We start from the raw sequence: 11,934 nt of genomic DNA, 5'->3' as shown, positions 1-11,934 counted from the left end.
AATATTATTAAATATCTCCCAGGCTTTTATCCTTCCGTGTACACAATAACCGTGCGTTTTCTCTTGGACCTGCCCATTATAAAATGCGGAACCCTAGAAAACTAAACTATATATTTTTGTAATTTATAAAATACAAATAAATTTTAGCATAATATAAAATTTAAAACAATACTATATTGGATTCTTCTATTTATATTATACAAAATAATATTTAAAGGTTATTTAGCTAATCTAATAGAATACTACATTATTAATATAGTTTTATTAATAAAATTATAAGTATAAAAATTTCAAAATAGGTCTATTTTAAATGTAAGTTATAAATCCCAATTAAAATAGACTTAAATTTCATTTTATGTTAAAATCTTTACAGTAATAAACAATTTTATTTTAAGGAGATAATTTTATGAATAATTACTTAAAATTTGCTACATATCAACTCATAGGCTTTACATCTTCTATACCTAAACTTATAAAAATCAAAAAAAATCCAGATAAATTTAGCTTAAAAGAAAAATTTGAATTTATGCAAAAACAAGCTAAAAAATCTTTAGATATAGTAAATATAGACCTTAATATACTTGGCAAAGAAACATTACCAAAAGAACCAATCTTATTTGTTGTAAATCACTCAAGTATGCTTGATAGTTTTATCCTAGCAGCAAGTGTAGAGAGACCAATTGGATGTGTAATTGCAGATGAGCCAGTTTGGAGAAATATACCTATATTTAAAGAATGGGCAAAGTTGTTAAGATGTGTATATGTAAACAGAAAAAATAATCGAGAAGGGATTAAAAGTATTGCTGAAGCCTCACAAAATATACTTACAGGCCAGAGTATGGCAGTGTTTCCAGAAGGGGATTTAACATGGATTAAAGAACCAAATTCACTAGTATCAGATTTTAGAAGTGGAGCCTTAAAAATAGCATATAAAGCAAAGTGTCCTATTGTTCCATTAGTCATAAAAAATTCAAAAGATACTTATGAAGGATATCAACCTATTGGTAAAATTAATTCTGTTCCTGTTGAAGTTGAATTCCTAGAACCAATTTATGACCATATTGAAAATCCTAGACTAAAATCTTCTGTATTAGGCGAAAATATAAAAAAAAATATGATAAGCAAAATAGAAAGTTTTAGAAAAACAAATAAAAACTTTTAAAGAATTTTAATGTTAAAATTTATTGACTATAAAAAATTTTAATGTTAAAATTTTTTTAAGAGGTGATTAAGGTGGCAAAAAATACAAAACAAACAACGGTTCACATTGATGAAACATTACTTAAAGAAGTTAAAAGAATAGGAATTAATGAAAATAAAAGTATATCTCAAATAATAAATGAATCAATAATAGATTATGTATTAGTTTACAGAGAAAACGAAGACAAAGAAAAAAATGAACACGATAAAAATTTAAATGATACAATAAATGCTTTTAAAAGAGAAGAAGAAAAAAGAATCGAAGCAAAAAGTGCTGCTAGAGCTATAGCAGAAGCAAAAAAACGAGTTCTCTACTAATAAAGATAAAAAATCGGTACAAACTATGCACCGATTTTTTTATATCTAAAACATATTTAAAAGCACTTAAATTTTCTTTAAATTATATCAAATCTCCAACAACTTTTACTTTTATAAGGAGTGCATTACCTGGAAGATATGCAAGTGGAACATCTTCTATATTTAATACTTCTATAGTATCCTTTTTAGCACCTGCTTTTAAAGCTTTATTTATGGCTTCTTGTTTTGCATCTTCTATAGCATCTTCTCTAGACATTTTATCTAAACTGTACACTTTTTCTACATCTCCACTTATTTGCCCTAAAGCCGCACCAATAGCATTTGCTGCGGTATAATGAGGAGGTCTTATAACATCACTTATGCCTTTTAGTTTTTCTGGGACAATTATACTTCCTCCACCAGTTAAAACTAATTCAACATCATTTTGGCTAGTCTTCATTTGGTCTACAGCATCTTCTAGTTTTAAAATTACTTTTTTATATACATCATCACAATAATCTTTATCTAAATTTTCAACATTACTTTTTCTATCCTCAAATGCCATGCCTAACTTTGTAACAACATCTGATAAAGTTAAAGTATCACCACCAAATATTATTGCATCTTCAGTTATTCTATACCCTACACTCTCAGGACCTATTTTTATATTATCTTTTTCACCTTTTACACAAGTTCCCCCAGCAAGTCCAATGGTTAAAACATCTGGCATTCTAAAGTTTGTATGTACTCCTCCAATTGTAACAGGAATTGAAGATTCTCTAGGAAATCCATTGTATAATACACCTAAATCACTCGTAGTTCCTCCAACATCTAGTACTATTGCATTTTTTACTTTTGATAAAAAGGATGCTCCCCTTATAGAATTTGTTATTCCACATCCAATTGTGAAAATAGGATACTTCATTGTGTATTCTAAATTCATTAATGTTCCATCATTTTGACTAAAATATATTTCTGCATCTATTCCTAAATCTTTCAATGCTTTCTCAAATCCTAAAGAAACAGCCTTACCTACTCTAGACAATGCAGAGTTTAAAATTGCTCCGTTTTCTCTTTCCAGGATACCTATATTACCTATTTCATTTGATAAGGATATTGGAATATCCCCAAGAATCTCTCTAACCCATTTTGCAACTTCTTCTTCTTGTTGCTTATTTACAGGAGCAAATACTCCACTTATTGCAACACTTTCTACCTTACCTTTTATCTTATTGCAAAAATCTACTACTTCATCTTTACAAAGTTCATTTATCTTTCTTCCATCAAACTCATAACCACCAGATATCAATATTGAATCTAATTCTATTTTTTCTCTTAAATCTTCTGGCCAATCTATAAATGGTAAAATGGCAGTGGTTGCTGGCTTTCCTATTCTTATCATTGCTACATTATTAAGCCTTTTTCTTTCTACTATTGCATTTGTACAGTGAGTTGTACCAAGCATAGCATATTTTATTAATGAATGGTCAATTTTACTTTCATCTATAACTTTTTTTAAGGCATTATAAACACCAGTTTCAACATCTTTTGTAGTTGCTACTTTAACTGAATGGATTACTTTTAATTCCTTATCCAGTATACAAGCATCTGTATTTGTTCCTCCAACGTCAATTCCTACACGATACATCAAAATTTCCCCCTAAATTTTTATTTTCCTTGTAATTCTTCTACTGTTTTATACTCTACATCATACCCAAAGTATCCAGGTCCAACTGTCTCAATTCCTTTTTTAGTTCTCCATTTTTCATTACAAGGAAAAGCTACTACCATCACACGAGAACCATATTTTATTCTTTCTGTAGTTATTGGGAATCCAGTTTCTAAATCTAATATTGCTATTAAATCTGGTGTAATACAAAGTGGTGTACTACCTTTTTTTGCAATTAGATTTTCATTTTGGAATAGTACAGAGTATTCTCCATCATATCCATTAATTCCAGCAAAAAATGCATGCCCTCTAGTAAACCCACCTTTTAACTCTCTTTTAATATCAACTACTTTTCCTTCAAATAATTTGTATCCTTTTAATTCTTTCAATATATTTTCAATAGCACCTTTTGAGTCTGACTTATTCTCAAGTAAAAATCCTCCTATAGTTTCAGCTATAGTCAAGGTATTTCCTATAGCAGCTTTTTTGACTTGAGCTCCGCTTAAATTATAGTCACTAATAGAAGAACTTCCTCCCATCTCTACTGTTAAAGTTCTAGCCAATCTTTCTGACCAAATTCCATCAACAGGATAAAGGATAGCTGAATTACCCTTTTCATCAGCCATTACAGCAGGTGAGGCTTCATACCCTTCAAGATAAAAAGTTACCATTTGAGCTTCCGGAAACGCTCTACCCATAGAATCTGCATCCAAAATAGGAAGCCCTTTTTTTGCAGCAACTGCTATTGGCATAAGTGAATTTATTCCCCCTATTTCTATAGGAATTATAACATCAACTTTTCTATTCAATAATTTTTCCATTATCTCTAAAGGAGTAGTTAATTCCACTTCAGAAAGTAATTTTTCTATTGTAATTACAGGAGAACCCATACCAGATACTGGTACTACTAAAGCATCATCCTCTAGTTCATCTAAACTAATCACTTTTACAGGCCCATACTTTTTAATTGCTTGTTTTGCAACTAATTTACCTATGTATGGGTCTCCTCCTCCTCCAGTTCCAAGCACTGCTGCGCCAACTGCTATTTTATCCACGCTTTCTTCTGTTAAAAATCTCATGTTACTTTCTCCTCATATCCAAATTTATTTTATACTTTACAAGCATATTTCATTAAACTGCTTTTTTTACTTCTTGTTTGTTTTTTGATGAACAAATCACTTTCCCAATAATTGATTGTATTATAAATCCTGCTATAAATCCATCTAAAGGTGCTATAGTAGTAAGAGTTATAAATCCATATGTAGAAAGGTATGTTATTAATATACCAATTATCCAAGATATTATTGAATGTTTAACTATTGGTTTGTATGCTATCCCCTTATCAAATCCTTTAAGTTCTTGTTTTACTATATAATATTCTGCTGTATACACACCACCAACAGGTGCAATAACAATTCCAAGTAAATTTAAAAATCCTATAAATCCTTCATATATTCCAAATACAGCTAATAAAGTTGCTACAACACCAAGAACTATAGTTAATACTTTTTCAGGAGCTTTTTTTAGTACAAGAGCTATACTTAGTGATGCAGAATATACATTGCTTGTATTTGTAGTCCATTGAGCTAATGTAAGTACAATTATACCTGGTATAGCAATTCCTAATGTAATAAAAATTCTCATAATATCTGAAGTACCCATACATTTTACTAATATTATTGATACTACTATCATAAAGGCATTTCCAAATTGTATCCCTAGAAAACTTGAAAGTGCACAATCTCTTCTACTTTTAGCCCAGCGACTTATATCAGGAGATACTATTGCTCCAACTATTATTATACTCATTGATAGAGAAACTCCACCTGCAAATGTCATAGTCGATTTCATATTATCATCAACTGGAATTCCATTTGCTTTAAAAGACAAGAATATAGTTAACATCATAAGAATTAATAAGAATGGTACTGAATACACACTTAATTTTTCCATTGCTTTATATCCATAAATAGCTGTACTCATCATCAAAAGACCACCTATGAGGCTTAAAACTTGCATGCTCACATCTAGATTAAATATATCTTTTATTATTATTTGAGCATTTTGAGCAAAGAAGCCTACTTGAACTCCAAACCATCCTAATAGAGAAACCCCTATAACTAGAGAAAATATTTTTGCTCCAGCTTCTCCAAATACATATTTTGTTATCATAGATGTAGATAGACTTGTAGATGAGCCAACTAAAGAGCATATAGTATACAAAATAGCAGAAAAAAATGAACCTACAATTACTGATAATATTGCTTGTTTCATTGGCATACTTTGAGCTAACTCAGCTCCTAAAATAACAGATGATAAATCCACGCCTATTGCTACTAGCACTGAAAACATAGCTACCCAACCACGTTTTTGATTCTCTGGAACCTGTTCCAAGGCATAATTAATTTTTTCTTCTTCCATTTTCATCCCTCCATTAAAATTGTAAAACCATTTAGTTAGTTTATTTTACAATTTTCTAATTTATAAATTTATTAACAACTATATATTTATAATTTTCATTTAATATATAGTTTTAAATTTTCTGAAATAATTTTATAATAAAAACGCCTCTTGGAAAAAATCCAAGAGACGAATACCAATCCGTGTTACCACTCTTATTAGTAAAAATTTATTTTACTCACTCATTTTCTTAAGGCGAATTAAACCACTACTACAATAGAGCTGTAATAGTATTCTCCAAAGTCCTTTTCACATAAATTCCAATATTAGTTCTCAGCTAAATCTAACTCTCTGTAAAATTCCTTTATGCTACTTTCTTCTTCTGCGAATCTACGTTATTTATTTATGATTTATATCATAATATATATGCAATATTTTGTCAACTTAAAAAGTAAATTACTTGTATTTTTTAGTTTTATATGTAATTTTTTATATTATTACTGTATTTATATTTTGTATTTTTTAAATTTAATAAAATTTTATATTATTTTTATATACAATTGAATATAATTTTACAAATTATTTCCATTTTATATAATGGATACTACTTGTTACTCAGGTAAAATTATACATTCAATTCAAAATCTAGCTTATCTCGTTCTATGCCATTAATGATAAGCACAATCGAATGGATGTCTGAGTAATGTTTCCTTACACTTACATCTGCAAAAGAATGTTTTTTCTCGTAAAACTTCTTCTGATTTTCTTTTAATAAAACTTCTGATATTTTAAATATCTTCCTCTTTCTTTTTCCATTGGATTTTACATAATCAATCCCATATTCGAGTCTTACTTTTGTAGTTTCCTTTGTTAAAATTGAAAATGAAAAAGTTATATCTCCTCCCATTGAAACTGTCGTTGTGTCTAAATCAAAGTCCTGAATATCAATAGAAGCAATATCGTTGTATCCAAAAATGGCTAACACATCTCGATTGCCTTTTTTTTGTAGAGTTCTGCAACCATGTTTTACAATCCAGTTAGTATATTCATTTACACCATACCAATCTTTTGCAAGGTTTGCAACTAAATCTGGATGTGTTTTTGAAATGTCATTTAGATTATTAGCAACACTCTTTCGTACATACAGTGATGAGTCGGTTTTTAATTGTTCCAATATAGGTAGAATGGGTGTAGGGTCTTTTTTAAATTCAGTTAGTGCTTGACTCCACGGCAACTGTGGACGGCAACCTTCACTTGCAAGTCTTCGGACATGTTCATTTTTATGCTTAGACCAAGCAAACATCTGTGCCATCATACGTTTTTCATCCTTAATGATAAATGCACGTACAGCAAACTCTGAAGACCAGTATTCAGTATTTCTTTCTAAAGCACTTATAGATAAATCCCAATTAGTTTCATTCTGCCCATAAACCTCAACAAAGTCTGGAAAGAAAAAAGCAAAAGAAAAGCCAGAAACTGCCTTTTCAAGAATGTCAAGAGCTTCTGCATATTCTACTGGTAAATACTCTCCCAAACTTATACTTATTTTTCGACATCTGCCCTTTAACCCTAAATCATTCCATGTCTCATCCAGTATAGATTTTAAGAACTCATCTATCTTAAATTCGGTGTAAACTGATTGTATAGTCGATGCAATCTCATGAAGTGACTCATAATTAAACATATTTTTTAGTAAGTCAGGCATATGAATATCTCTCCTCCCATATTTAATTTATTAATCATATCTCACATTATACAACAGTATGTTATATTGTTAAATCTATCTATTGAAAATACTTCACACTACACATTCTAAAATATCATGAAGTATCTACTGACAGAAAAAATGTCCGAACAGCCTATAAAAAAAGGCTATACGAACATTTAAGAAAATTTTTAAATATGATTAGAAATTTATTTTAAGTTTAATCAAATTTTTATTGAATTATATCTATTGAATCTCCAACATTTATAATCCCTTCCTTTAAAACCTTAACAAAAATTCCTTCACGTGGCATTACACAGTCTCCTGTCAATTTTTTAATTTCACATCCACTGTGACACTTTTTCCCTATTTGAGTTACTTCAACTTCACATTGCCCTATTCTCAACTTTGTACCAACAGGTAGTGAAAATACTTCTATTCCCTCTGTAGTTATATTTTCAGCAAAATCTCCAAATTTTAATTGCTCAAAACCCCTCATTTTCATTTTATCTATACTTTCTTTTCCAAGTAAGCTTATTTGACGATGCCAGTTCCCTGCATGTGCATCTCCAACTATCCCATGATTTACTTTTAATTCTGCACATTGCACAGGAACCTTAATGACACCCTTTCTGTCACTTATATTTATTGACACTACTTTAGCCATATTTCCTCCAAATTTTCACCCATATATTCTTAAATTATTCAAACTTAAAATCACCTGATTTTCCACCAGTTTTCTCCACAAGATGTATATTGCTTATGACCATCTTTTTATCAACTGCTTTACACATATCATAAATTGTAAGCGCTGCTAAAGAACAAGCATTTAATGCTTCCATTTCTACACCAGTTTTGCCAAGCGATTTACAGGTTGCATATATTTTAATAGCAGACATAGAATCATCTATCTCAAATTCTAAATCACATCCAACCAATTTAATTTGATGGCACATTGGTATATTTGAAGATGTATTTTTAGCTCCCATTATCCCTGCAACTTGAGCTACGGATAATACATCTCCCTTTTTTATTTGTCCATTTTTTACCTTTTCTAAAGCTTCTTTGCCAAGAGTAATCGTAGCTGTTGCTATAGCAGTTCTCTTAGTATCATCTTTTTCACTTATATCTACCATTTTAGCATACCCTTTTTCATTTATATGCGTTAACATTACCTATCCTCCAATTTCATACATACGTCTATTTGTATCACTACATTTATTTTCTATTAAATGATGTTTTTCTGGCTTTTCTTTTATTATATCTTTCATAGTTTCTCTAAATAACAATGGTTTATGTAAAAGTGGTTTTATATCTATTTCTTCTTTTGAATGTAGACACAGTTTTATTGCACCACTAGAGGTAAGTCTAATACGATTACAAGTTTTGCAAAATGAACAGCTTAATGGAGTTATAATTCCTATTCTTCCTTTTGCTCCTTTAAACTTATAATATTCTGCTGTACTTTTTTCATCATTTTTAACTTTATATAAACCATATATTTTTTCAACCATTTCTTTTACATTAAAATATCCTTTTTTGTAGACTCTATTAGCTTCACCCAATGGCATAAGTTCAATAAATCTTACATCAATTGGTGATTTAACTGTTAAAAACATAAAGTCTTTAAGCTCATCATCATTAAATCCATTTATGGCAACACAATTTACTTTTACTTTTATACCTAAATTTAAACATGACTCAATTGATTTTAATACTTCTTTTAAATTGCCACCTCTTGTCACAGATTTATATTTATATTCCTTTAAAGAATCTAAGCTTATATTTACTTTATTCAGACCACATTCTTTAAGCTCAAATATTCTATCAGAAAGTCCAAGAGCATTAGTTGTCATTCCTATATTTTCTATTCCACATTCTTCTCTTGTAAACCTTATAAGTTCATTTAAATTGGGATATAAAAGAGGCTCTCCTCCAGTAAATCTAACCTTTGTTATCCCTTGTTCTGACATAGCCTTTATAATGAATTTATAGTCTTCAAAACTTAGATTATCGTTTATATAATTTTTTTCAAATTTAACATCTGGTGGCATACAATAAACACACCTTAAATTACACTTATCTGTAAGTGAAATACGAAGGTAGTCTATTTTTCTTCCATACTTATCAATCATACTTTATCTACCTCTTTGTCTATTTTTTATCTATCTGAATTATATACTATTTTTTGTTATTAGTGGCACATTCTGTGGCTTCTCCTCTTAAAATTTCTATGCCATGGTCTAAAACATCAATAATGAAGCTTAGATTTTCAACTGCACCTTTGGGACTTCCAGGTAAATTTATTATTATAGAATTATTCCTTATTCCACTTACACCCCTACTTAGTATAGCTTTTTTAGTAATTTCTGTAGATTTCATTCTCATGTATTCACTAAGACCTGGTATCTCTCTTTCTAAAACATCTTTAGTAGCCTCTGGAGTTATATCTCTCTTTGAAAATCCAGTACCTCCATTGGTAATAATTAAATCTACTTTATTACTGTCACAAATTTTTATAATATTTTCCTTTAACATTTCCTTATCATCTTTTATCAACACATATTCAATAACTTTATAATTCCCTGTATTTTCAACAAATTCAGTTAATTTTTTTCCTGTTATGTCTTCTCTTTTCCCTTCATAGCCCTTATCACTAAGTGTTATAATTGCTACATTAAACATATGGTTTCACCCCTTTACATATTAATTAAACTTTTATAAATAAAAAATCTATTTAATAGAACCTATTCTGGTAATATTCCTTCTGATAATAATGCTTCTAAAACTGCTCCTGCTATACAACGTCCTTTATCTGATATCGTAAATGAATTTTTTACTTCTTCCATTCGAGGGTCTATATCCAATATCTTTAATCCTTTTTCTATTTGTGAACCATTTCTCAATATGCCTCTCAAAACACCATCTAAAGAAGCTTTCACTTCTATTTTATTTCCATTTTTTTCAGTGATATAACATATTATATCTCCTTTTTTAACTACATCTCCTATATTACATATAGTTTCTATTATTCCAACGTTCTCAGAATAAAAAACTCGGTCTTTAGTTATACCCAATATAGCACCTGGTATTCCTGTATTTTTTAAAGCATATCCTTCTCTTATCACTTTTCCTAAATTATGTCCTCTCATAGTTTCAATAACTATATCTACATCTTTACCTGCACAAAACCCCGGACCCAAAGCTATTGTAAGTGGTGCCATCGCTTTATTTGTTCCAATATTTTTTTTTGCAAGTATACAATCTATAACTGCTACAGGACGTATTTCATCTATATATTTACCTTTTGGGTCTATTATTAGCGCCACTTTTCTTTTATTTAAAGCTTTTTTTATTTCTGTTTTATCTTTGCAATACACACAATAGACACCTTCCACAGAAACTTCCTTTTCATAAATAGCCTCACTAAAAGAAACTTTCCTTCTTATTGCAAGAGGAGTTTCAACTTCTAAAGCAATTATTTTAAAACCACAGTTATGTAACTTGTGTATAACTGCTGTTGCTAAATCTCCAGCTCCTCTAACTATTATAACATTGTTCATATTTTCTCCTACTAATAAAAATTTTAAAGTCTATACTTTATATTATATAATATAATTTTACTTATTTATATAATATCATCTTATTTTATTATCATAATTGTTAAAAATTACTTTTACCTGATATTTTTCAAACAAAAAGAGACATCCATAAAATTTATAAAAGATGTCTCTTTCTAATTACTTATACTTTATTTTTCAGCTATATCATTGTTATCTTCTAAAATAACTGCTGTTCCATAAGCAAGCATTTCTGCTGCTCCTTGCATAACTGAAGCTGAAGACAATCTAAATGCTATTATTGCATTTGCACCTTTAGATTCTGCATCTTCAACCATTCTGCCTATTGCAATTTGTCTTGCTTCTGTAAGCATTTCATTATATCCTGTAAGTTCTCCACCAACAAGATTCTTAAAGCTTGCTCCTATATCTTTTCCAACATGTTTTGCTCTTATTGTACTTCCTCTAACTAATCCTAACACTTCTGCTATTTTTTTTCCTTCTACTTTTTCTGTAGTTACTATTAACATAATATATCAACTCCTTAATATTCCTGTTTAATATATTATATCATGTAAATAGGAATCTTCTTAATAAATCTTTTAATTTGATACTTTATCTAGGAAATCTATATTATAAAATAAGATATTTCGTTAACCAATTATGTTCTTAATCATTTCTATATATAATTTTACTTAGTTAACTCATCATATAAACTTAAATTGTATTCTACATTCAATTTTAAATCCTTAGTTTTTTTAATAATCATTTCACTAAAGCTTCCTTTTTCAAACCAGATATTTTGTATGTCTAAAAGTTCTATCTCTTCTAAAATGGCATCCATCTTAGACTGCTTATCTATAATAGCTACAACATCAATATTGTGTGGTACGTCTTTTAGACACTCATATACATCTATACCTTCAATATTCTTTTTCTCTTCATCTATAGCAACAACTTTGTACATATTCTTTTTAAGTTCATCTAATATTTTATATGCTTTACTTCCTTCGTCACTATTATTTAATATCACTGCCCAAGAATCACATTTAAGTAAATTCATAAATTCTCCTCCATATAAATCCTACTCTATTTTACAACCG

The 11,934-nt window shown here is 29.2% G+C and carries 13 protein-coding genes, 1 riboswitch and 1 other annotated feature; of the genes, 2 read left to right on the top strand and 11 right to left on the bottom strand.

Features of this window, described 5'->3' with window-relative positions; all coding sequences use genetic code 11:
* Nucleotides 1-13: 13 nt before the first annotated feature.
* Nucleotides 14-108: riboswitch (guanidine-I (ykkC/yxkD leader) on the bottom strand.
* Between the two features lie 298 nt (nucleotides 109-406).
* A complete protein-coding gene (locus KGF48_RS07350; RefSeq protein ID WP_227828441.1) occupies nucleotides 407-1,162 on the top strand; it encodes a lysophospholipid acyltransferase family protein in 756 nt (251 codons plus the stop codon).
* Nucleotides 1,163-1,233: 71 nt separating this feature from the next.
* Nucleotides 1,234-1,518, top strand: a complete 285-nt coding sequence (locus tag KGF48_RS07345; protein WP_227840251.1) for a transcriptional regulator — start codon at nucleotides 1,234-1,236, stop codon at nucleotides 1,516-1,518.
* An 82-nt stretch (nucleotides 1,519-1,600) separates the two neighbouring features.
* On the opposite strand, the gene KGF48_RS07340 is transcribed toward KGF48_RS07345, so the two are convergent.
* From KGF48_RS07340 to KGF48_RS07290, 11 genes are all read right to left on the bottom strand, one after another.
* Entirely contained in the window at nucleotides 1,601-3,145 is a 1,545-nt protein-coding gene (locus tag KGF48_RS07340; protein ID WP_227840252.1) for a hydantoinase/oxoprolinase family protein, read from the bottom strand.
* A 20-nt stretch (nucleotides 3,146-3,165) separates the two neighbouring features.
* Nucleotides 3,166-4,245 (bottom strand): DUF917 domain-containing protein, encoded by a 1,080-nt coding sequence (locus KGF48_RS07335; protein WP_227828438.1) that lies wholly within the window; start codon nucleotides 4,243-4,245, stop codon nucleotides 3,166-3,168.
* A 52-nt stretch (nucleotides 4,246-4,297) separates the two neighbouring features.
* A complete protein-coding gene (locus tag KGF48_RS07330) occupies nucleotides 4,298-5,587 on the bottom strand; it encodes a cytosine permease (protein ID WP_227840253.1) in 1,290 nt (429 codons plus the stop codon).
* A gap of 161 nt (nucleotides 5,588-5,748) precedes the next feature.
* Nucleotides 5,749-5,960, bottom strand: a binding site (T-box leader).
* Between the two features lie 231 nt (nucleotides 5,961-6,191).
* Nucleotides 6,192-7,271 carry a DNA alkylation repair protein gene (locus KGF48_RS07325; protein WP_227867875.1) on the bottom strand — a complete coding sequence of 360 codons (1,080 nt, stop codon included), beginning with the start codon at nucleotides 7,269-7,271 and terminating at the stop codon, nucleotides 6,192-6,194.
* Nucleotides 7,272-7,503: 232 nt separating this feature from the next.
* On the bottom strand, nucleotides 7,504-7,938 hold the full coding sequence (locus tag KGF48_RS07320; RefSeq protein WP_227867874.1) for an MOSC domain-containing protein: 435 nt from the start codon (nucleotides 7,936-7,938) through the stop codon (nucleotides 7,504-7,506).
* A gap of 34 nt (nucleotides 7,939-7,972) precedes the next feature.
* Nucleotides 7,973-8,443 carry a cyclic pyranopterin monophosphate synthase MoaC gene (gene moaC, locus KGF48_RS07315; protein WP_227828435.1) on the bottom strand — a complete coding sequence of 157 codons (471 nt, stop codon included), beginning with the start codon at nucleotides 8,441-8,443 and terminating at the stop codon, nucleotides 7,973-7,975.
* A 3-nt stretch (nucleotides 8,444-8,446) separates the two neighbouring features.
* The gene (moaA, locus tag KGF48_RS07310) at nucleotides 8,447-9,406 is read right to left on the bottom strand and encodes a GTP 3',8-cyclase MoaA (protein ID WP_227840256.1); all 960 of its coding nucleotides are present in this window, start codon (nucleotides 9,404-9,406) and stop codon (nucleotides 8,447-8,449) included.
* Between the two features lie 46 nt (nucleotides 9,407-9,452).
* Nucleotides 9,453-9,956 (bottom strand): MogA/MoaB family molybdenum cofactor biosynthesis protein, encoded by a 504-nt coding sequence (locus KGF48_RS07305; protein ID WP_227840257.1) that lies wholly within the window; start codon nucleotides 9,954-9,956, stop codon nucleotides 9,453-9,455.
* Between the two features lie 62 nt (nucleotides 9,957-10,018).
* Complete coding sequence (yqeB, locus tag KGF48_RS07300) at nucleotides 10,019-10,834, bottom strand: selenium-dependent molybdenum cofactor biosynthesis protein YqeB (protein ID WP_227840258.1); 816 nt, start codon at nucleotides 10,832-10,834, stop codon at nucleotides 10,019-10,021.
* Nucleotides 10,835-11,022: 188 nt separating this feature from the next.
* Nucleotides 11,023-11,361 (bottom strand): heavy metal-binding domain-containing protein, encoded by a 339-nt coding sequence (locus tag KGF48_RS07295; protein ID WP_227828431.1) that lies wholly within the window; start codon nucleotides 11,359-11,361, stop codon nucleotides 11,023-11,025.
* A 161-nt stretch (nucleotides 11,362-11,522) separates the two neighbouring features.
* Nucleotides 11,523-11,894 carry a CoA-binding protein gene (locus KGF48_RS07290; RefSeq protein ID WP_227840259.1) on the bottom strand — a complete coding sequence of 124 codons (372 nt, stop codon included), beginning with the start codon at nucleotides 11,892-11,894 and terminating at the stop codon, nucleotides 11,523-11,525.
* Between the last annotated feature and the right edge of the window lie 40 nt (nucleotides 11,895-11,934).

The organism is Clostridioides sp. ZZV15-6388, from assembly GCF_020657755.1.
Classification (GTDB): Bacteria; Bacillota; Clostridia; order Peptostreptococcales; family Peptostreptococcaceae; genus Clostridioides.
The sequence above is the reverse complement of the archived record's forward strand: the minus strand, read 5'-3'. Positions and strand labels throughout refer to the sequence as shown.

Bases quoted from the DNA above. Each gene is read 5' to 3' on its own strand.
- KGF48_RS07350 (WP_227828441.1), top strand. From the start codon at position 407: ATGAATAATTACTTAAAATTTGCTACATATCAACTCATAGGCTTTACA.
- KGF48_RS07340 (WP_227840252.1), bottom strand. From the start codon at position 3,145: ATGTATCGTGTAGGAATTGACGTTGGAGGAACAAATACAGATGCTTGT.
- KGF48_RS07335 (WP_227828438.1), bottom strand. From the start codon at position 4,245: ATGAGATTTTTAACAGAAGAAAGCGTGGATAAAATAGCAGTTGGCGCA.
- KGF48_RS07330 (WP_227840253.1), bottom strand. From the start codon at position 5,587: ATGGAAGAAGAAAAAATTAATTATGCCTTGGAACAGGTTCCAGAGAAT.
- KGF48_RS07325 (WP_227867875.1), bottom strand. From the start codon at position 7,271: ATGCCTGACTTACTAAAAAATATGTTTAATTATGAGTCACTTCATGAG.
- KGF48_RS07320 (WP_227867874.1), bottom strand. From the start codon at position 7,938: ATGGCTAAAGTAGTGTCAATAAATATAAGTGACAGAAAGGGTGTCATT.
- moaC (WP_227828435.1), bottom strand. From the start codon at position 8,443: ATGTTAACGCATATAAATGAAAAAGGGTATGCTAAAATGGTAGATATA.
- moaA (WP_227840256.1), bottom strand. From the start codon at position 9,406: ATGATTGATAAGTATGGAAGAAAAATAGACTACCTTCGTATTTCACTT.
- KGF48_RS07305 (WP_227840257.1), bottom strand. From the start codon at position 9,956: ATGTTTAATGTAGCAATTATAACACTTAGTGATAAGGGCTATGAAGGG.
- yqeB (WP_227840258.1), bottom strand. From the start codon at position 10,834: ATGAACAATGTTATAATAGTTAGAGGAGCTGGAGATTTAGCAACAGCA.
- KGF48_RS07295 (WP_227828431.1), bottom strand. From the start codon at position 11,361: ATGTTAATAGTAACTACAGAAAAAGTAGAAGGAAAAAAAATAGCAGAA.
- KGF48_RS07290 (WP_227840259.1), bottom strand. From the start codon at position 11,894: ATGAATTTACTTAAATGTGATTCTTGGGCAGTGATATTAAATAATAGT.